This window comes from Herbaspirillum rhizosphaerae, assembly GCF_001189965.1.
GTDB lineage: Bacteria > Pseudomonadota > Gammaproteobacteria > Burkholderiales > Burkholderiaceae_D > Herbaspirillum > Herbaspirillum rhizosphaerae.
The window spans coordinates 90,622-109,941 of sequence record NZ_LFLU01000005.1; the positions used below are offsets into that span (position 1 = coordinate 90,622).

At 61.4% G+C, this 19,320-nt stretch carries 16 protein-coding genes; 8 read left to right on the forward strand and 8 right to left on the reverse strand.

The annotated features are described in order from the left end of the window. The first annotated feature begins 70 nt into the window (after nucleotides 1–70). The 3 genes from AKL25_RS09380 (at nucleotide 71) to AKL25_RS09390 (ending at nucleotide 7,032) form a co-directional block, all read left to right on the forward strand. Complete coding sequence (locus AKL25_RS09380) at nucleotides 71–3,457, forward strand: transglutaminase family protein (RefSeq protein WP_050477387.1); 3,387 nt, start codon at nucleotides 71–73, stop codon at nucleotides 3,455–3,457. Nucleotides 3,458–3,530: 73 nt separating this feature from the next. Next, nucleotides 3,531–6,083 carry a circularly permuted type 2 ATP-grasp protein gene (locus tag AKL25_RS09385; RefSeq protein WP_050477388.1) on the forward strand — a complete coding sequence of 851 codons (2,553 nt, stop codon included), beginning with the start codon at nucleotides 3,531–3,533 and terminating at the stop codon, nucleotides 6,081–6,083. Between the two features lie 13 nt (nucleotides 6,084–6,096). Then, entirely contained in the window at nucleotides 6,097–7,032 is a 936-nt protein-coding gene (locus tag AKL25_RS09390; RefSeq protein WP_050477389.1) for a transglutaminase family protein, read from the forward strand. A 1-nt stretch (nucleotide 7,033) separates the two neighbouring features. On the opposite strand, the gene AKL25_RS09395 is transcribed toward AKL25_RS09390, so the two are convergent. The 4 genes from AKL25_RS09395 to AKL25_RS09410 are packed head-to-tail and all read right to left on the reverse strand — an operon-like array spanning nucleotide 7,034 to nucleotide 11,702. Further along, the gene (locus AKL25_RS09395) at nucleotides 7,034–9,076 is read right to left on the reverse strand and encodes a sodium:solute symporter family protein (protein ID WP_050477390.1); all 2,043 of its coding nucleotides are present in this window, start codon (nucleotides 9,074–9,076) and stop codon (nucleotides 7,034–7,036) included. Continuing rightward, entirely contained in the window at nucleotides 9,066–9,377 is a 312-nt protein-coding gene (locus AKL25_RS09400) for a DUF4212 domain-containing protein (RefSeq protein WP_050477391.1), read from the reverse strand. Before AKL25_RS09400 ends, AKL25_RS09395 begins: the two co-directional genes overlap by 11 nt. A gap of 1 nt (nucleotide 9,378) precedes the next feature. Beyond that, nucleotides 9,379–10,932, reverse strand: a complete 1,554-nt coding sequence (locus AKL25_RS09405; RefSeq protein WP_050477392.1) for a sensor histidine kinase — start codon at nucleotides 10,930–10,932, stop codon at nucleotides 9,379–9,381. Nucleotides 10,933–10,991: 59 nt separating this feature from the next. Next, nucleotides 10,992–11,702 (reverse strand): response regulator, encoded by a 711-nt coding sequence (locus AKL25_RS09410; protein ID WP_050477393.1) that lies wholly within the window; start codon nucleotides 11,700–11,702, stop codon nucleotides 10,992–10,994. Between the two features lie 228 nt (nucleotides 11,703–11,930). Between AKL25_RS09410 and AKL25_RS09415 the strand changes: the two genes are divergently transcribed. The 3 genes from AKL25_RS09415 (at nucleotide 11,931) to AKL25_RS09425 (ending at nucleotide 14,113) form a co-directional block, all read left to right on the forward strand. Next, nucleotides 11,931–12,353 (forward strand): hypothetical protein, encoded by a 423-nt coding sequence (locus AKL25_RS09415; protein WP_050477394.1) that lies wholly within the window; start codon nucleotides 11,931–11,933, stop codon nucleotides 12,351–12,353. A 212-nt stretch (nucleotides 12,354–12,565) separates the two neighbouring features. Further along, nucleotides 12,566–13,519: a Tim44 domain-containing protein gene (locus AKL25_RS09420; RefSeq protein WP_050477395.1), complete on the forward strand. Its 954-nt coding sequence runs from the start codon at nucleotides 12,566–12,568 to the stop codon at nucleotides 13,517–13,519. Nucleotides 13,520–13,690: 171 nt separating this feature from the next. Beyond that, entirely contained in the window at nucleotides 13,691–14,113 is a 423-nt protein-coding gene (locus tag AKL25_RS09425; RefSeq protein ID WP_050477396.1) for an OsmC family protein, read from the forward strand. A 28-nt stretch (nucleotides 14,114–14,141) separates the two neighbouring features. Here the strand turns inward: AKL25_RS09425 and AKL25_RS09430 are convergent, their stop codons facing one another. From AKL25_RS09430 to AKL25_RS09445, 4 genes are all read right to left on the reverse strand, one after another. Further along, nucleotides 14,142–14,378: a hypothetical protein gene (locus AKL25_RS09430; protein WP_050477397.1), complete on the reverse strand. Its 237-nt coding sequence runs from the start codon at nucleotides 14,376–14,378 to the stop codon at nucleotides 14,142–14,144. 8 nt (nucleotides 14,379–14,386) lie between these two features. After that, nucleotides 14,387–15,352: an aliphatic sulfonate ABC transporter substrate-binding protein gene (locus AKL25_RS09435; protein WP_050477398.1), complete on the reverse strand. Its 966-nt coding sequence runs from the start codon at nucleotides 15,350–15,352 to the stop codon at nucleotides 14,387–14,389. 204 nt (nucleotides 15,353–15,556) lie between these two features. Next, a complete protein-coding gene (locus AKL25_RS09440) occupies nucleotides 15,557–16,162 on the reverse strand; it encodes a sensor histidine kinase (protein ID WP_050477399.1) in 606 nt (201 codons plus the stop codon). Between the two features lie 2 nt (nucleotides 16,163–16,164). Then, nucleotides 16,165–17,793, reverse strand: coding sequence for a tetratricopeptide repeat-containing response regulator (locus tag AKL25_RS09445; protein WP_050477400.1), 1,629 nt, complete (start codon nucleotides 17,791–17,793; stop codon nucleotides 16,165–16,167). A 51-nt stretch (nucleotides 17,794–17,844) separates the two neighbouring features. On the opposite strand from AKL25_RS09445, the gene AKL25_RS09450 reads away from it, so the two are divergent. Together AKL25_RS09450 and recA are read left to right on the forward strand one after the other, a co-directional pair. Further along, nucleotides 17,845–18,165, forward strand: coding sequence for a hypothetical protein (locus AKL25_RS09450; RefSeq protein ID WP_050477401.1), 321 nt, complete (start codon nucleotides 17,845–17,847; stop codon nucleotides 18,163–18,165). A 32-nt stretch (nucleotides 18,166–18,197) separates the two neighbouring features. Continuing rightward, complete coding sequence (gene recA / locus AKL25_RS09455; protein ID WP_050477402.1) at nucleotides 18,198–19,307, forward strand: recombinase RecA; 1,110 nt, start codon at nucleotides 18,198–18,200, stop codon at nucleotides 19,305–19,307. Nucleotides 19,308–19,320: the final 13 nt, after the last annotated feature.

A 19,320-nucleotide genomic window follows, 5' to 3' on the forward strand; every position in this document is an offset into this window, starting at 1 on the left:
CATCTGTCGTTCATCGACGCCCGGCACTACCGTATCCATCAGCTCAACTTGTTTGTTGTAAAGGATCTTCATGTCAATTCATGTGGCGCTGAACCATGTCACGTCGTACCGTTATGACCGTGCTATCAATCTTGGACCTCAAATCGTCCGCTTGCGGCCGGCCCCGCATTGCCGCACCCGCATCCTGAGCTATTCCCTGCGCATCCTGCCGGAACCGCATTTCGTCAACTGGCAGCAGGATCCGCAAGCCAACTACATGGCGCGCCTGGTCTTTCCGGAAAAAACCGAAGAATTCCGCATCGAAGTCGACCTCGTGGCCGAAATGTCGGTCATCAATCCGTTCGACTTCTTCCTTGAACCGTATGCCGAGCAGATTCCTTTCGAATACGCCAAGGAACTGCAAAACGAGCTGTCGCCGTATCGCAAGACGCTGCCGCTGACACCGCTGTTCCAGAAACTGCTCGACAGCATTCCGCGTGAAAAGGTGCGCAGCGCCGATTTCCTGGTGGGTTTGAATCAAAAACTGGCCGATCTCGTCGACTACACCATCCGCATGGAGCCGGGCGTGCAGACGCCGGAAGAGACGCTCACCATCGGATCGGGCTCGTGCCGCGATTCGTCCTGGCTGCTGGTGCAATTGCTGCGCCATCTCGGCCTGGCGTCGCGCTTCGTTTCCGGCTATCTGATTCAGCTCACCGCCGATCAGAAATCGCTCGACGGCCCTTCGGGCCCGGAAGCCGATTTCACCGATCTGCATGCCTGGTGCGAAGTCTACCTGCCGGGCGCCGGCTGGGTCGGCCTCGATCCGACGTCCGGCCTGTTCGCCGGCGAAGGTCACATCCCGCTGTCGTGCACGCCCGAGCCGTCGTCGGCGGCGCCGGTCAGCGGCATGGTCGATCCTTGCGAAGTGGAATTCGAGCACTCCATGAGCGTGTCGCGCTTCTGGGAAGCGCCGCGCGTCACCAAGCCCTATACCGAAGCGCAATGGGGCGAAATCGAAGAACTCGGCCATGCCATCGACGACGATCTGGATGCGCTTGACGTGCGCCTGACCATGGGCGGCGAGCCGACCTTCGTGGCGCTCGATTATCCGGACGAACCGGAGTGGAATACCGCGGCGCTGGGCGAGACCAAGAAGCCGCTCGCGGCCGATCTCTACCACCGCATGCGCGAGAAATACGCGATCAAAGGCTTGCCGCATTTCGGCCAGGGCAAGTGGTATCCGGGCGAGCAGCTGCCGCGCTGGGCGCTCAACTGCTACTGGCGCCGCGACGGCCAGCCGATCTGGAACAACCGCGACCTGATCGGCGACGAAACCAAGCCCAACGTCACCGACGACGACATCACCGAGCGCTTCCTCAAAGGCGTTGCGGCGCGCCTGTCGCTGGACGGCAAGCACGTGTTTTCGGCCTACGAAGACGTGTTCTACTACATGTGGCGCGAACGCCGCCTGCCGGGCAACGTCGATCCTTTCGATTCCAAACTGGAAGACAAGCAGGAACGCGCGCGCCTGCTGCGCGTGTTCTCGCAAGGTCTCGACAAAGTCGCCGGCCACGTCTTGCCGGTGGCGCGCCGTCCCGACGAAAGCGGCTGGCAGACCGGCGACTGGTTCCTGCGCAGCGAGCGTTGCTACCTGTATCCGGGCGATTCGCCGCTGGGTTATCGTTTGCCGCTGGATTCGCAGCCTTGGGTCACTTCCACCGACTATCCGTATGTGTATCCGGAAGATCCGTCGCAACAATTCCAGTCGCTGCCGCAAGCGTCTGAAATCCGCCTGCAATACGCCAAGCGTCCTTCGCTGACCGGCGCGACTTCGGTCGCCTTCTTGCAGGATTACTACGCCACGCAGCGCGGCGCAGCGACCACCGGTAACGGCAAAGGCAATGGTGCGCGTACCGGCGCCGCCGGCGGCGTCCCGGGCGCCTTCGAATCGGCTGACTGGATCACGCGCACCGCCTTGTGCGCTGAAGTGCGCAACGGCGTGCTGTATCTGTTCATGCCGCCGCTGGCCAAGATGGAAAGCTATCTGGAACTGGTCGCGGCGATCGAAGCGACCGCCGAAGAACTCAAGCAGCCGGTGCTGATGGAAGGTTACGAGCCGCCGCACGACCCGCGCGTGCGCAAGTTCAGCGTCACGCCGGATCCGGGGGTGATTGAAGTCAACATCCAGCCGGCCTCCAACTGGACCGAGCTGGTCGACCAGACGACCCACCTGTACGAAGCCGGCCGCGAGTCGCGTCTGACTACCGAAAAGTTCATGCTCGACGGGCATCACTCCGGCACCGGCGGCGGCAATCATATGGTGATGGGTGGTGCAACCACCGGCGATTCGCCGTTCCTGCGCCGTCCGGATTTGCTGCGCAGCCTGATCAGCTACTGGCATAACCATCCGTCGCTGTCGTATTTGTTCTCGGGCATGTTCATCGGCCCGACTTCGCAGGCGCCGCGCATCGATGAGGCGCGCAACGATTCCACCGTGGAAATCGAGCTGGCCTTTGCCGAGATGGAAAACCAGATCGCCAAGGGCGGTTGCCCGCCGTGGCTGGTCGATCGCCTGCTGCGCAATCTGCTGATCGACGTCACCGGCAACACGCATCGCGCCGAATTCTGCATCGACAAACTGTATTCGCCCGACAGCGCCACCGGCCGTCTCGGCCTGCTGGAACTGCGCGCCTTTGAAATGCCGCCGCATGCGCGCATGAGCCTGACGCAGCAATTGCTGCTGCGCGCACTGGTGGCGCGTTTCTGGAAGACGCCGTACAAGCCGCAACGCCTGGTGCGCTGGGGCACGGAACTGCACGATCGTTTCCTGTTGCCGCATTTCATCTGGCAGGATTTCAACGACATCATGGACGACATGCAGGAAGCCGGTTATCCGATGCAGGCCGAGTGGTTCGCACCGCACTTCGAGTTCCGTTTCCCCAAGATCGGCGACTTTGCGGTCAAGGGTATGGCGCTGGAATTGCGCACCGCGCTGGAACCTTGGCATGTGCTGGGCGAAGAGGGCAGTTCGTCGGGCACCGCGCGCTACGTCGATTCTTCGCTGGAACGGCTGCAGGTCAAGGTCAGCGGCATGGCGAAGGACCGTTATGTGCTCACCTGCAACGGCGTTGCCGTGCCTTTGCAGCCGACCGGCGTGGTCGGCGAATTCGTCACCGGCGTGCGTTACCGCGCCTGGCAGCCGCCGTCGGCCTTGCATCCGACCATCGGCATCGATTCGCCGCTGACCTTCGATCTGGTGGATACCTGGAACGGCCGCAGCCTGGGCGGTTGCCAGTACCACGTGGTGCATCCGGGCGGACGCAGTTACGAAACCTTCCCGGTCAATGCCTTCGAAGCGGAAAGTCGTCGCCTGACGCGTTATTTCCGTCTCAATCACACACCGGGAAAGATGGAAGTTACCTCTGCAAGACCGTCAATCGAGTTCCCATTTACGTTAGACTTGAGACATTTCTAACGCACCCTGTTAAGCCGCCGCCGTCCGTCATTGCTTCATTGCATGACGGCGGCGGTTGCGCCCCAAAAATTCTATGTATCAGCGCCTCCTGCAAAGCTACACTGCCGACGCCGATCGTTATGACGAGATGCTGGCTGCCGACGGCGGTTTGCGCCCACACTGGCGCACGCTGATCGATCAGCTGGAGAATCTTTCTCCCGAGATGATGCGCCGTCGCGCCGACGAAGTGCGCGATGCGATTGCCTCCGACGGCATGACGTACAACGTCTACGCCGACCCGCAAGGCGTGAATCGTCCGTGGGAGCTGGACCTGCTGCCGCAGATCGTTGCCGCTGATGAGTGGCAAAAGCTGTCGGGCGCCGTCGCGCAGCGTGCACGCCTGCTCAACGGCGTCCTCGCTGATCTGTATGGCGAACAGCAATTGCTGTCCGAAGGTTTGCTGCCGCCGGCGCTGGTGTTCGGCCAGCACGGCTACCTGTGGCCGTGCCGCGACGTGCGCCCGCCGGGCGGCGTGCATCTGCATTTGTATGCGATCGACCTGGCCCGCTCTGCGGACGGCAAGTGGTGGGTGATCGCCGATCGTACGCAAGGGCCGTCCGGTTCCGGCTATGCCTTGCAGAATCGCCAGATCATGATGCGCGCCTTGCCCGAAGCCCTGCGCGACATGCACGTGCAACCCTTGCTCAACTATTTCCACGCACTGCATCAATGCCTCACGCGGTTGGCGCCGACTTCCGGCGAGCCGCCGCTGGTGGTGCTGCTGACGCCGGGGCCGTACAACGAAACCTATTCCGAGCACGCCTTCCTGGCGCATACGCTGGGTTTCCCGCTGGTCGAAGGCGTGGACCTCACTGTGCGCGGCGACATGGTCTACCTGAAAACACTGACCGGCCTGCGCCGCGTGCACGCGATCATGCGCCGTCTGGACGATGATTATTGCGATCCGCTGGAGTTGCGTTCCGACTCGGCGCTGGGGATTCCCGGCCTGACGCAGGCGGCGCGTTCCGGCAACGTGCTGATCGCCAATGCGCTCGGCAGCGGCGTGCTGGAGTCGACGGCCTTGCACGGCTTCCTGCCGGCGATTTGCCAGCGCCTGCTGGGCGAAGAACTGGCGTTGCCGGCTGTCGCATCCTGGTGGTGCGGCGAAAAGCCGGCGCTGGAATATACGCTGGCGCATCTGGAAGAGCTGGTGATCATGCCGGCCTTTCCGTCGATGCGCATGCAGCCGGTGTTCGGCCACACATTGAATGCGCAGGCGCGCCGCCGTCTGGTGGAGAGCCTGCAGTTGCAGCCGCATGCCTATGTCGCGCAGGAATGGGTGCGCCTGTCGCAGGCGCCGGTGCTGTCGCGCAGCGGCGAATACCGTCTGATGAACCGCACCGTCAGCTTGCGCGTCTTTGCGGTGGCTGACGGCGAAGGCGGTTACCACGTCATGCCGGGCGGCCTCACGCGCGTGGCGCCGCGCCAGCGTCGCGACGTCGTGTCGATGCAGCAGGGCGGCACCAGCAAGGACGTCTGGGTGCTCAGCGAAAAAGCCGTCGACGACGATGCCGCGGGTGTCGGCGCCGCCACGGCCGAGACCAGCGTTGCGGTCGGACCGGGCGCCATGACGGATCCGGTGTCGCGCACCTCGGAGCTGATCCGCACCACCGTCGATGTTTCTTCGCACGCCGGCGAAAACCTGTTCTGGATGGGGCGCTACGCCGAACGCACGGAAAACCTCACGCGCCTGTTGCGCACCACGCTGCAATGCACGACCGAAGCGCAGAATGAAAACCGCACCATCCTGCGCAGCGTCAGCGAGATCGGCTTGCGCCTCGGCATCCTGATGCCGAAGTCGGAGCAGGCGCATCCCACCATCACGGCCTTGCAGCAAAGCCTGCAGGCGGCGATCGCGGACCCGAGCGCCAGCGTCAGCATCGCCACCCATTTGCGCCACTTGCATCACTCGGGTTATCAGGTGCGCGAGCATCTGTCGCTGGACAACTGGCACGCGCTCAACCGCATGCCGCAAATGGTGCAGGACAAGATCAATTCGCCCACCGCCATGCTGCACGTCCTCAACAACATCATCCAGGCCTGTTCCGGCCTGGCCGGCCATGCGCTGGACGACATGACGCGCGATGAAGGCTGGCAGTTCCTGATGATCGGCCGCCATATCGAACGCATGGTGCATCTGGCGACGCTGTTCGACCAGTTCATGCAGCTCGAACCGGCGCGCCAGAATGCGGCGCTGACCTGGCTGCTGGAATCGTCGAGCAGCATCGTGACCTACCGCGTGCGCTACCGGCGCACGCCGGAATGGCTGCAGGTATTGCATCTGCTGGTGTTCGACGTCAGCAATCCGCATAGCATCGCCTATCAGTTCCGCATGCTGCAGCATTACCTGACCGACATTGCGCAACAGCTGGGCATCCTGAGCATGAATATTCCCGCGCACCTGAGCGAGCAGTTGAACAGCTTCGCCTTGCCCGATTTCGCGCGCGACTCCGCCGCAGCCGAAGCAACCAACGAACGCCTGATACAGTTGATGCGAGAAGCCACGGCGGCGGGCTTCTCGCTCACCGACGACCTGGCGCGGCATTTCTTCACGCCGCTCAGCGCGCCGGTCAGCCAGGGCGTATGAACGAGACACGAACATGAGCGACGCCACCTATCACATCGTCCACGAGACCAACTACCAGTACGCCGTGCCGGTGCGCCTGTCGCACCAGGTGCTGCGACTGACGCCGCGTTCGCTGCCGTGGCAGACCTGCACCTCGCACTTCATCAACATCCTGCCGGGACCGACCAACCTGATCAACCTGTACACCGACAGCTTCGGCAATGCGCTGCAGTCGTTTTCCCTCGATCAGGATCACAGCAGCCTCGAGGTGTATGCCGAATCCTGGGTGGAAATTTCATCGCGCACGCTGCCGGTATCTACGCCGCCATGGGAGCAGGTGGCAGAGACCTTGTCGTATCACGCCCAGCGCAATTTGCCGCCGGACATGCTGGAAGCTTCCAGCTTCATGTTTGAATCGTCGCACGTCAGGATCAAGCTGGAATTCGCGCGCTACGCGCTGGAATGTTTCACGCCGGGTTTGTCGCTGCTGGAAGGCGTCGGCGCGCTGATGCGACGCATCTTCAATGAATTCACCTTCGATCCCGAAGCGACCACGGTGTCGACGCCGGTTACGGAAGTGTTCGTCAATCAGCGCGGCGTGTGCCAGGACTTTGCGCACTTCATGCTGTCCTGCCTGCGTTCGCTGGGCTTGTCGGCGCGCTACGTCAGCGGCTACCTGCTGACGCAACCGCCGCCGGGGCAGATACGCCTGATCGGCGCCGACGCCTCGCACGCCTGGGTCTCGGTGTATTGTCCGGGCAGCGACGGCCAGCCCGGTTTCTGGATCGATGCCGATCCCACCAACGGCATCTTTCCCGACATCAGCCACGTCACGCTGGGCTGGGGGCGCGACTTCCTCGACATCTCCCCCCTGCGCGGCGTGCTGATCGGCGGCGGCGCGCAAACCATGCAAGTGGCGGTCACCGTCATGCCTGCAGAAGAAGTGCCGGGACTGCCTTTCGCGCGCTGAATCAGGGCGTGCGGATATGGTCGATTAAAGCCAGCGTGCGTTCATCGGGAGGCGGCGTCAGCAAGCTGACGATCACCAGCGCGGCAATGCCGACCGGCACGCCGAAGATGCCGGCTGAGATCGGCGCAATGTGGAACCACTGATTCGCCGCGTGACCGCCGAAGGCCGGGTGCGTGGTCAGCATGTAATACACGCACATGACAAAGCCGGCGACGATGCCGGCAACGGCGCCGGCCTGGTTGGCGCGCTTCCAGAAGATGCCCAGCACCAGCGCCGGGAACAAGGTCGATGCCGCCAGCGAAAAGGCCACGCCGACCATGGACAGAATGTCGCCCGGTTTCAACGACGCTGCATAGGCGGCCAGCAGGGCAACCACCAGCAGCAACAGCTTGGAAATGGTCACGCGCTTTTGCGACGAGGCCGTCGGGTCGATGACTTTGTAATACACGTCGTGCGACAAGGCATTCGAAATCGTCAGCAGCAATCCATCCGCGGTCGACAGCGCCGCCGCCAGCCCGCCGGCCGCCACCAGGCCGGAGATGAAGTAGGGCAGGCCGGCGATCTCGGGCGTGGCCAGCACGATGATGTCGCCGTCCAGCGCGATCTCGCCGAGCTGCACCACATTGTCGTGATTGAGGTCGGTGATGCTGACCAGCGGATTGACCTTGTCGATATTGGCCCAGTAGTACACCCAGTCCGGCAGGTGCGCATAGTTGCTGCCGACCAGTGAAGTGTAGATGTCGTACTTCACCAGGATCGCCAGCGCCGGCACCGTGATGTAGATCAGCATGATGAAGAACAGGGTCCAGAACACCGACTTGCGCGCTTCGTGCACCGTCGGCGTGGTGTAGTAACGCATCAGGATATGCGGCAGCGCCGCGGTGCCGAGCATCAGGCAAAACACCAGCGCCAGGAAGTTGTTGCGTTTGATCTCCGATGCTTCTTCATCTTTGCCGGGGAACGGTTCGGTTTGCGATACCGGCGGCTGCGCGCGCGCCTGGTTGTAGGCTTTGGCGTCGTTCCACTTGCGCTCGGCTTCTTCCGCCGTTTTGGGATACGCGGTCAGTGCGCGGCTGGCGCTCTTGATCTCGGCCAGCGAAGCGTGGCTGTTGCGTTTGACTTCTTCGATGTGATGTTGCGCATCGATGCGGCCGTCCTCCCAGGAGCGCGGCAGGGTCTTCAGTTTTTTGTCGAAGTCGTCGGCGCGCGCCTGGAAGATGGCGCTGACTTCCTTTTCCTTGGGATCGGCGGCGATGCGTTTTTCGGCCGCGTTCAGTTTGGGCAGCACCGAGCCGTATGCGACTTGCGGCACCGGCACGCTGGTGTGCTTGGCCGACAGCCAGATCACCGGTATCAGATAGGCGAACAGGATGATGATGTATTGCGCGACCTGGGTCCAGGTGATCGCGCGCATGCCGCCGAGGAAAGAACACACCAGGATGCTGGCCAGGCCGAGGAAGATGCCGATCGAAAAATCAATGCCGGTGAAGCGCGATGTGATCAGGCCGACGCCATAAATCTGCGCCACCACGTAGGTGAAGGAAATGATGATCGTCGCGATGACCGCCAGGATGCGTACGAAGTTGCCGCTGTAGCGCCCGGAATAACGCTCCGCCAAAAAATCAGCAATGGTGTATTGGCCGAACTTGCGCAGGTAAGGCGCGATCAACAGGGCGACCAGGCAATAGCCGCCGGTCCAGCCCATGATGTAAGCGAGGCCGTCGAAGCCTTGCAGGTACAAGCCGCCGGCCAGGCTGATGAAGGTCGCCGCCGAAATCCAGTCGGCGGCGGTCGCCATGCCGTTGAACAGCGCCGGCACGCGCCGTCCGGCGACGTAATATTCCGGCACGTCGGAGGTGCGGCAGACGACGCCGATGCCGGCATACAGCGCGATCGTGACGAACATGAACAGGTAGCCGATCCAGGCGCGCGGCATGCCTTCGTGCTCGAGCACCGCCAGCACCAGCAGGAACAGGATGAAGCCGACCGTGTACCACGCGTAGTAGCCGCTCAGGCGGCGGAAGAATTGCTTGTTAGTCTCCATGCATTTGCTCGCTGTGCAGGTGCAGCCGGCGTTCGGCGCGGCGCATCCGGATGGTGTAGACCACGACGATGGCGAGATAGACCAGCATGATGCCCTGAGCCGCCATGTAAAACGACAAAGGCCAGCCGAACAGGATCACGCGATCGAGCTGGCGGGCGAAGAACACGGCGACGAAGGTCACCACGAACCACAGGCCCAGCAGGGCCAGTGTCAGGCGCCGGGTCTTGTCCCAGTATGCGGCCGGCGTCATCGGTGTGGCCGGGGGCGTAGCGGCGTCGCGGGCGGAGTTTTTTTCTGTCATGTCAGCCGATGTCGTCGATGTAGATTTGGCGCGGCGTCATCGGCAGCGTCACGCGGAACAGGCAACCCGGCGCCTTGGGGTCCTGGCTGCGCGGGTTGTTGAGGATCTCCACGGTGGCGTCGTGCTGCTGCGCAATTTCGCGCACGATGGCCAGCCCCAGCCCGCTGCCGGCGGCGTGGGTGCCGAGGATGCGATAGAAGCGTTCGAATACATGATTGCGTTCTCCCGGCGCGATGCCGGGGCCGGTGTCTTCCACTTCCAGGAAAGCCAGGCCGGTCTCGTCATCGTCGCGCGCACGCACGGTGACGCTGCCCAGCGGCGGCGTGTAATGCAGGGCGTTGTCGAGCAGGTTGCTGAGCAGCTCGCGCAACATGATGGCGTTGCCGGCGATCATGATCGGATGGCCCGGTTGTTCAAAGCCGAGATCGATGCGCTGCGAGAACGACATCGGCACCCAGTCCTGCACCACGGTGCGCGCCAGTTCCGACAATTCGATGGGTTGGAACGGCGAGGTTTCCGGCGTCTGGTTTTCTGCGCGCGCCAGCGACAGCAATTGATTCACCAGGCGCGTGGCCGATTCCGAACTCTTGGCAAGCTGCTCCAGCGAGCGATGCACGTCAGCCTGATCGGTCTGTCGCAGGGCCAGTTCGGATTGCATGCGCATGCCGGCCAATGGCGTTTTCATCTGATGCGCAGCGTCGGCGATGAAGCGTTTTTGCAGCGCGATGGTTTGCGACAGCCGCGCCAGCATGTCGTTGAGCGAACGCACCAGCGGCGAGATTTCTTCCGGCACCTGGCCGGAGTCGATCGGGCTCAGGTCGTCGGGGCGGCGCGCACGGATGCGTTGCTGCAATTCCGACAGCGGCGACAAGCCGCGCGACAAGGCAAACCAGACCAGCGCCAGCGCCACCGGCAGGATCACGAATTGCGGCAGGATCACGCCCTTGATGATTTCGTTGGCGAGCTGGGCGCGTTTTTCGAGTGTTTCGCCGACTTGCACCGTGGCCAGGCGCGGCTCTTTGGACGAGGTGGCGCGCTGTTCCGAGGTGCGGCGCAAATCGACCTGGGTATACGCAATGCGCACGTCGTTGCCATGCAGGATGTCGTTGCGGAACAAGACCGTGCCGATGGTCAGCTTGTCGTCCTCGGTGGTCGGCTGCGGCATGTCGCGATCGCCTTCGACGAATTCGCCGCGCGGGCCGGTGATCTGGAAATAGATATTGTCGATGTCGTCGGCGCGCAGCAGGTCGCGCGCCGACACCGGCAGGCGCGCCACGGTTTTACCGTTGACTTCGGAAACCTGCTGCGCCAGCACCGTGACACTGTCTTCCAGCGCGCGGTCGAAGGGCTGGTTGGCGATCGATTGCGCGATCAGGTAGGTGATGGCGATGCTCATCGGCCACAGCAGCAGCAGCGGCGCCAGCATCCAGTCGAGGATTTCGCCGAACAGCGAGCGCTGGATGCGCTCTTCCGGCTGGGTGGCGATGGCGGCGCGGCGCTTGCCTTTGGTGGGAGGCGGTGACGAAACACCGACAGCGTCGCGTGCGTCAGGCATGCGATTCACCTGCGGCAGGGATGCACGGATGGGGAAACAGAAAAGAAGATCGCGCCGTATCAGGCGCTGCTGGCAACGCTGATGCCGGCGCCGGCGATGGAGTCGGGCAATTTTTCCAGGCAATATCCGAGACCGCGCACCGTCGCAATGCGGATGCCGCCGACTTCGATTTTCTTGCGCAGACGGTGGACATAGACTTCGATCGCATTATTGCTGACTTCCTCGCCCCATTCGCATAGATGATCCACCAGCTGTTCCTTGGAAACCAGCCGCCCGGTACGCTGCAATAATACTTCGAGCAAGCCCAGTTCGCGTGCAGAAAGATCGAGCATTTGTTCGCCGATGTAAGCAATGCGGCCGACCTGGTCGTAACTGAGCGAACCATGCCTGATCACCGTCGGACCGCCGCCGGCGCCGCGCCGGGTCAGGGCGCGCACGCGCGCTTCCAGTTCGGACAGCGCAAACGGTTTGGCCATGTAATCGTCGGCGCCCAGGTCGAGGCCCTGCACGCGCTGCTCGACCGAGTCGGCCGCGGTCAGGATCAGCACCGGCAAGCGCGAGTTGCGCGCGCGCAGGCGGCGCAGCACTTCCAGTCCGGACATCTTGGGCAAGCCCAGGTCGAGGATCAGCAAATCGAAGTCTTGCGTGGACAAGGCGGAATCGGCTTCCACGCCATTCTTGACGCAATCGGCCGCGTAACCCGAATGACGCAGCGAGCGCGTCAAACCGTCGGCCAGGACACTGTCATCTTCTGCAAGCAGGATACGCATGGTTGGATCCGCAGGAGTATGCGGCGTTGTCTCGTGTTTTATAGGAATATTGCAGTATTTTTCTGCATATTCTACTAAATCGGGGTCTATTGCAACGCATAATCACGCTTGTTTTGCGGTATGGCAAGGCGGCCTTATTTTCTTCTTAAGCCCTTGATAAATCAGCGTAATGCCCGCATCTGACCTGACTCTTGGTATAATTTTCGAGTTAATTGCCTCAAAACCTCAATGAAACGTCTGTTTGCCCTCTTGTTGATCTGTCTGCTGCCCATGCAAGTATTTGCAGGGATGCTGACGTACAAGACCGGCATCGACTCGGCGGCGCTGGAGTTGCGGGTGCAACAGCAGCAGATGCTGGAAGTGCAGCTGGAGATGCAGCGCCAATTGACGGAAGTCGCCGGCAGCGGCCAGACGGTGGCTGACGACTTGCAGGCTGTGCTTGATCAATCGGATCAAGCCGACCGCGACGACGACACGTCGTATGCGGACAGCGAAGACTTTTCCAATCACGCCGGCATTGGCGACGAAACCGTGCTCAATCCGACACTGGCTTTCATCGTCGACTCGGCTACCTTGGCGCCGGCGCTGCGCAGCGACGATGTGCGCCAACCGCCTTTCCTTCCTCCCGCCGGCCGTCCGCCGCGGGTCTGATCCCCTTCTTGCCGTTCGCGGCAATCCCCGGTTTTCGTCCTTCGTGCGGCGATAGCTGACGGCACGCGCCTTCTGCATCTTGTTTCGCGTTGTGTTCGTTGCGTCTGCCGCATCTGATCCGATGCCTTGACCTGGGTTGTTTTACTACCGGTTTTTATTGCTTTACGGCCGATGCGACCGCCTTCGCATCACATTCCATCTCAGGAGATAGCATGAAAAAAGTATTTGTCGCGCTGATAGTGGCTGCGATGACCCTATCAATTGGCGTAAGCAGCGTCGAGGCCAAGCGTCTCGGCGGCGGCGGCTCGTTCGGCAAACAGTCGTCGGGCGCCAGCCGTCAGGCGCAAAGCCCGATGCAGCAGAACCAGGCCGCAGCTGCCAAGCCTGCAGCGCCTGCCGCAGCGCCGGCTGCCGCTGCACCCAAGCCTAGTCCTTGGAAGGGCATCCTCGGCGGAGCGCTGCTGGGCCTGGGCCTGGGCGCTTTGTTGTCGCACTTCGGTCTCGGCGGCGCCATGGCCAGCATGATCAGCACCATTCTGATGGTGGCCTTGCTGGCGTTCGTTGCGATGTTCATCTACCGCATGTTCCGCCGCAAATCGGAAGGCAACAGCAACGAGCGTCCGGCCTATGCGTCGGCGCCGGGTGCCGATCAATCCGGCAGTTCCACGCCGGCTATCGGTTCCCTGCTGGAACCGGCACAACCGCCGAAGGCGCTGCAAGGCACTTCTTTCGGTAGCGGCGCTACGGCCGTCGGCATGGGCGCTGCGGCAGCGGAGCAATCGTCTTACGGTATTCCTGCCGACTTCGATACGGTTGGTTTTGTGCGCAATGCCAAAACCTACTTTATCCGTCTGCAGGCAGCCTGGGACAAGGGCGACGCCAACGACATCCGCGAATTCACCACGCCGGAAATGTTCGGCGAGCTGAAGCTGCAATTGCAGGAACGCGGCGCCTCGGCCAATCATACCGACGTGGTCTCGCTGGATGCCGATATGCTGGGCGTGGAAACGGTCGGCAACGACTATCTGGCCAGCGTGAAATTCTTCGGGTTCATCAAGGAAGATCCGGCTTCGTCGCCAACGCAGTTCAACGAAATCTGGAATCTGTCCAAACCTGTCTCCGGCAATGGCGGCTGGGTGCTGGCGGGTATCCAGCAATTGTCGTAATGTGTTGATCGCTGGCCGGACGTGTTCCGGTCACGCTGAAAAAGCCGCTCTCCGGAGCGGCTTTTTTTATGCAGCGCCGCTTCCTGCTCTCCTACGCCCGGTTGCGCGCTTGTCCGATGCCGCTTGGCTCGCCACAGCCGCATGATGGTGTTTTGTACAAAGGAGAACACCATGCAACGACAAGCTTCCGCCGTCTGGAACGGCAGTCTGAGAGACGGCAAGGGATCACTGACCACCGAGAGCAAGACGCTGGACGCAACGCAATATTCTTTTTCCACGCGCTTTGAAAACGGCGTCGGCACCAATCCCGAAGAACTGATCGCGGCGGCGCATGCCGGTTGCTTTTCCATGGACTTGTCGAGTCGCCTGGGCAAGGCCGGTCTCGGCGTCGAGCGCATCGACACCAACGCCACGCTGACGCTGGAAAAGGTCGAGGACGGTTTTTCCATCACGTCCATCGTGCTGGACGTGAAGGCCAAATTGCAGAATCCGGATCAGGCCAAGTTCGACCAGGCCGTCGATGCGGCAAAGAAAGGGTGTCCGGTGTCAAAGGTGTTGAAGGCCGACATCAGCGTGCGCGCCAGCCTTGCATGACAAATCGGACGTCGGCGTCTCTTGCGCCTTAGCGCGGGCCGAAGTGAGACGGCGGCCGTCTGTCGGGTTGCCGTTCTTGCGCCGGCTCTTCTTCCTGAGGAATCGTTCGATATTGGCCCGTTGAATCCGCTACGTCTTTGACGTCCTTCGCCGTGCAGTCGCACGAGAAGGGCAAGGAATCTTCTTTTGTACGCAAGGGAAAACGCAACGCCAGCGGTACGGCGATGATCGCCAGTGCCGCGGTGGTTGCGTCGAGCCAATCCATATGCTTCTTTAAGCCGGTTTCCAGATTGCCACGTCGGTCGCATTGACCTTTTTCGGCAGCAGGCCGGCAGCGAAAAACGTATCGGCGATGCGTTGCTGTTCGCCCAGCGCACTCACCACCACCGCGCGCACATCGTAGCTGCGACGGCTGTTCGCCAGTTCGATGGTCGGCGCATCCAGGCCCCAGAGCGGCGCCAGGAAGGTCGCAGCTTCCTTGGGATACTGGCGCACCCACAACCCGGTCTTTTTCAGTTCGTTGAACACGATGGCCAGCACATCGGGATGCGCCTCGGCAAACGGCGTCGACGCCAGGTAATAGCGCTGATAGTCGGCGACATTGCGACCATCCGAGAGGACGCGCACGGGCGTTTGCTTCTGCACGCCGGCGAGGAACGGATCCCAGGTAACCCAGGCGTCGACGCTGCCGCGCTCAAAGGCCGCGCGCCCATCGGCCGGGGTGAGATAGGCGACGTCGATGTCGCTGAATTTCAGGCCGGCTTTTTCCAGCGTCGCAATCAACAGGTAATGCACGCCGGCCGCCTTGGTGACGGCGATCTTCTTGCGCCTGAGGTCGGCCACCGTCCTGATCGTTGAATCGGCGCGCACGATGACGGCCTGCGCCGACGGCGAGGGAGCTTCCTGCGCCACGTAGGTCAGTTTGGCGCCGGCTGCCTGCGCAAACACCGGCACGGTATCGGCCACGTCGGCGCTGAGATCGACGCCGCCGACGTTGAGCGCTTCCAGCAAGGGCAGGCCGCTGGAAAACTCGTGCCAGCTGATCTTGACGCTGAGCGGCGCCAGCAGTTTCTCCAGCGTGCCGTTGCTCTTGATGATGGTGAGCAGCGTCGACGATTTCTGATAACCGATGCGCAGCGGTGTGACTTTTGCGTTTTGTGCAAAGGCGGGCAATGTAAGACTTGCACTGCCGCTGGCGCTCAACAGGGCGATGGCCTGGAGCAGGCGACGGCGTTTCATGTTGTTCTTTTCCTTTTTCTGATCGAATCCGGGCCGGCAATTGACAGGCAATTGCAGCCGCTTTGGGATCGACTCTACGGACGAAGTCCGGCGAAAAGAACGATTTTTTTCGCGCTTGCTTATTTGCTCAGCGCATGTGTTTCAAGGAGATGGTGAGGAACGAACCGGCGCGCGGCAGGCGGGCGCCGGGTGAAGTCGGGGAAATTAAGGCAGGCGCAGCTCAAATTGGGCGCCGCCGTCGGGATGATTGGCGAGCAGGGCTTCGCCTTTCTTGTCGCCTTTGTGATGGGCGCCGGCGATGGCTTTGCACAGATCCATGCCGAGGCCGGTCGACGGCTTGGCTTCGTGCGTGCCGATGCCGGGACCGTCGTCGCGCACGCTGAACACGATGCCGCCGCCATCTTTATGGCAGCCGAGCTCGATGCGCGTACGGGCGAAACGGGTGGCGTTCTGAAGCGCCGCTTCGAGCGCCAGGCCGACCAGGTTTTCGTCGAAGAAGGCGATTACCGGCATGCCTTCCTGGTTGATGACGACTTCGAGTCCGGTCTGATTGATGGTCAGGTGGCGCAGCAATCCTTCCAGGAAATCCTGGGGCGACAGCGCGTCGACTTGCGCAGTCAGACCTTGCGACGAGGCCTTGTACAAGGTCAGGAAGCCGATCAGTTTTTCTTGCAGGGTCAGGCAAGTGGTGTGCGCCTGGCCGGCGCGTTCGTCTGTGGCGCCGTCAGCCAGCATGCGCAGCTGGCCTTCGAGAACGCCGAGTGAATTTTTGATGTCGTGGACAATGATCGCAGCCAGTTTGGGGTCCATGTTCAGCTTTTCTGAGCGGCTTTTGCTACCGCTTCGCGTAAGAATTTATGCATCTTGCTGACACGGTCGTTGCCCGGTATCAGACGATCGAGGGTGTTGAGGTAGCGATTGACGCGCTTGACGTATTCCTGATTGATGCCGCGCTGGCTCATCCAAAGCAGATGCAGCTGGGCGGCAGCCATCAGGACGCCGGTGTTTTCCGGCATGCTGTGCAGCGCCTCTTCCAGCTTGGCCAGCGATTCGTCGGGCTTGGCGCTGCGCATGAGCGCGTTGGCTTCCGAGATGATGGACATGCACTGTTTGACCGCGCCGTCGACCAGTTCGTCGGCCATGTTTTCGCGGCCGCTGTCGATCAGCACCTTGCGCGCCAGCGCCTGCAGCGTTTTGTTTTCGTGATCCGACTTGACGGCCTTGGAGATCAGCTCTGCGCCTTCGTCATCGCGGCCCATCGAGAAGGCTGCGCGCGCCAGCGCCAGGGTGGCCATTTCGGACGGCACGCCGCCGGCCGATCGCATCGCGCTTTCGAATTCCTTTTCGGCGGAAATCATGTCGCCGCGCTGCACGTGCGCCTGGGCGGCGACCGCCGATTGCGCCGAGGTGAACATCTTCGATTCGGCATAGCGCTTGGGAGCCGTGGCCAGCAATTCCAGCGCGCCTTCGGCATCGCCGGTGTCGACGTGCACTTGCGCCAGCGTCAGCAAGTCGCTCGGTTGCGCCGTCAGCGAACCCTTGGTGTGCTTGAGTACCCGGTCGAAGGCCGTCTTGGCCTGCTCCAGATCGCCGACGCGGTATGCGGCGTCGCCGACCAGACGGCTGCGGCGCGCGGACGGAATGATTTCCGACGAACGCGACAAGGCGTCCAACGCTTCATTCTGGTTGCCCTGGGCTTCTTCGATTTGCGCCAGCAGGTCGTAGGCTTCGATGTATTGCGAATTCTGCGCCAGCACGTCCTGCACCAGCACCTTGGCGTCATCCAGTTGGCCCGCAACGATATTGCAGCGCGCCATGCCGACCTTGGCCCAGACCAGATCGTCGCGCATTTCCAGCGCCTGCGCATAGACTGCGCGGGCTTCCTCGATGCGGCGCAGCTCGATCAGCAGGCTGCCCTTGGTCTTGAGGATGTCGACGATCCACTTCGGCGCAACCTTCAGTACGTTGTCGCACTCGACGATGGCGCCGGCCTGGTCCTTGCGCTTGAGTTTTTCGTTGATCGGCAGCAGGGCGTTCTGTTTTTCCAGCAGGCGATCGATGCGCTCGGCCAGCTTGGATGCCGTCAGCGGCTTGAGCATGTACGCGTCAGGCTGGAACTCGGCGGCGCTGGCCACCAGGTTGTAGCCGCTTTCCGCCGTCACCATGATGAACATGGTGGTCGGCGGCAGCATGTGCTGGGTGCGGAAGAATTCCAGCAACTGCTGACCGTTGGTTTCCTTGTTCAGGTTGTAGTCGCAGACGATCAGATCGTAGGCGGCCGCTTCCACGAAGCGGATCGCTTCGTCGGGCGTGCCGGCCTGGTCGACTTTCGTGATGCCAAGCTGCCCCAGGTGCATGCGGATGTTTTGGCGCATGGTGGGCATGTCATCAATGATGAGCGAACGCAGGCTGCTGATACGGCTGAATGGAACCAGGGTCATAAGGGGGGATACGAAAAACGTAATATTACTAGCTAGAAATGTATATCAGATATGGTGAATACCCACGAAAAAAACGGGTATTTAACGCAATTTGTTCAAATTATAGAGGCTGAAGACATTTTCCTCACTGAGGTGCGTCGTTTTGTTCCGCTTTCTTTGCCGTGTCGCAACATAAGGGTGGCGAGGCGGCCTTGGCTGGGAGGCTATAATCGGGGTGCCGATACTAACAGACATCAGATGCAGGCTGCTTTCTTTCACCAAGGCGCGACTTCAACCGCCGCCGCCGACGGCGTTGTTTTTAACGCAAATCTGCAACAGCAGAAAAAGAACTTGCAAGAACAACTGTTTTTTTATACAGTATCGTTTAACTGATGTAGACGACTCCTCTTGCTGAAAGAAACCATATGGACGACAAAAAAGCCACGAATGCCAGTAGTACAGAAAAGAGCAAAGCGCTAGCCGCTGCTCTGGCACAGATCGAGAAGCAGTTCGGCAAAGGCTCGGTCATGCGCATGGAAGATGGCGCGGTTGTCGAAGAGATCCAGGTCGTGTCGACCGGTTCCCTGGGACTGGACATCGCTCTGGGCGTCGGCGGCCTGCCTCGTGGCCGCGTGATTGAAATCTACGGTCCTGAATCGTCCGGTAAAACCACGCTGACGCTGCAAGCCATTGCCGAAATGCAAAAAATCGGCGGCACCTGCGCCTTCATCGATGCAGAACATGCGTTGGACGTGACCTACGCACAGAGACTGGGCGTCAATCTGTCCGATCTGCTGATCTCGCAACCGGATACCGGTGAACAGGCGCTGGAAATCACCGACGCGCTGGTGCGCTCCGGCGGTGTGGACCTGATCGTCATCGACTCGGTCGCAGCACTGACGCCGCGCGCTGAAATCGAAGGCGACATGGGCGACTCCCTGCCGGGTTTGCAGGCACGTCTGATGTCGCAAGCATTGCGCAAGCTGACCGGCAGCATCAACCGTACCAACACCACGGTCATCTTCATTAACCAGATCCGCATGAAGATCGGCGTCATGTTCGGCAACCCGGAAACGACTACCGGCGGTAATGCGCTGAAGTTCTACGCTTCCGTCCGTCTGGACATTCGCCGTACCGGTTCGATCAAGTCCGGCGACGAGGTCATCGGCAGCGAAACCAAGGTCAAGGTCGTCAAGAACAAAGTGGCGCCGCCGTTCCGCGAAGCGCACTTCGACATTCTTTATGGAGAAGGCACATCGCGCGAAGGTGAAATCCTCGATCTGGGCTCCGACGCCAAGATCGTTGAAAAGTCGGGCGCCTGGTACAGCTACAACGGCGAACGCATTGGTCAGGGCAAGGACAACGCTCGCAATTATCTGAAAGAACGTCCTGAACTGGCACGCGAAATCGAAAACAAGGTGCGCGCTTCCCTGGGCGTTCCTGAGTTGGCCGCTGGTAGCGCAGGCGCAGCCGCTGCGACACCGGCGCCGACTGGAAAAGGTTCTGCAAAGAACGTAGCTGCAGAAGAATCCTGATGTCGTTGTACTT

What these genes read in the sequence shown, in the direction of transcription:
- AKL25_RS09380 (WP_050477387.1), top strand. Translation starts at nt 71, where the DNA reads ATGTCAATTCATGTGGCGCTGAACCATGTCACGTCGTACCGTTATGAC.
- AKL25_RS09385 (WP_050477388.1), top strand. Translation starts at nt 3,531, where the DNA reads ATGTATCAGCGCCTCCTGCAAAGCTACACTGCCGACGCCGATCGTTAT.
- AKL25_RS09390 (WP_050477389.1), top strand. Translation starts at nt 6,097, where the DNA reads ATGAGCGACGCCACCTATCACATCGTCCACGAGACCAACTACCAGTAC.
- AKL25_RS09395 (WP_050477390.1), bottom strand. Translation starts at nt 9,076, where the DNA reads ATGGAGACTAACAAGCAATTCTTCCGCCGCCTGAGCGGCTACTACGCG.
- AKL25_RS09400 (WP_050477391.1), bottom strand. Translation starts at nt 9,377, where the DNA reads ATGACAGAAAAAAACTCCGCCCGCGACGCCGCTACGCCCCCGGCCACA.
- AKL25_RS09405 (WP_050477392.1), bottom strand. Translation starts at nt 10,932, where the DNA reads ATGCCTGACGCACGCGACGCTGTCGGTGTTTCGTCACCGCCTCCCACC.
- AKL25_RS09410 (WP_050477393.1), bottom strand. Translation starts at nt 11,702, where the DNA reads ATGCGTATCCTGCTTGCAGAAGATGACAGTGTCCTGGCCGACGGTTTG.
- AKL25_RS09415 (WP_050477394.1), top strand. Translation starts at nt 11,931, where the DNA reads ATGAAACGTCTGTTTGCCCTCTTGTTGATCTGTCTGCTGCCCATGCAA.
- AKL25_RS09420 (WP_050477395.1), top strand. Translation starts at nt 12,566, where the DNA reads ATGAAAAAAGTATTTGTCGCGCTGATAGTGGCTGCGATGACCCTATCA.
- AKL25_RS09425 (WP_050477396.1), top strand. Translation starts at nt 13,691, where the DNA reads ATGCAACGACAAGCTTCCGCCGTCTGGAACGGCAGTCTGAGAGACGGC.
- AKL25_RS09430 (WP_050477397.1), bottom strand. Translation starts at nt 14,378, where the DNA reads ATGGATTGGCTCGACGCAACCACCGCGGCACTGGCGATCATCGCCGTA.
- AKL25_RS09435 (WP_050477398.1), bottom strand. Translation starts at nt 15,352, where the DNA reads ATGAAACGCCGTCGCCTGCTCCAGGCCATCGCCCTGTTGAGCGCCAGC.
- AKL25_RS09440 (WP_050477399.1), bottom strand. Translation starts at nt 16,162, where the DNA reads ATGGACCCCAAACTGGCTGCGATCATTGTCCACGACATCAAAAATTCA.
- AKL25_RS09445 (WP_050477400.1), bottom strand. Translation starts at nt 17,793, where the DNA reads ATGACCCTGGTTCCATTCAGCCGTATCAGCAGCCTGCGTTCGCTCATC.
- AKL25_RS09450 (WP_050477401.1), top strand. Translation starts at nt 17,845, where the DNA reads ATGGTGAATACCCACGAAAAAAACGGGTATTTAACGCAATTTGTTCAA.
- recA (WP_050477402.1), top strand. Translation starts at nt 18,198, where the DNA reads ATGGACGACAAAAAAGCCACGAATGCCAGTAGTACAGAAAAGAGCAAA.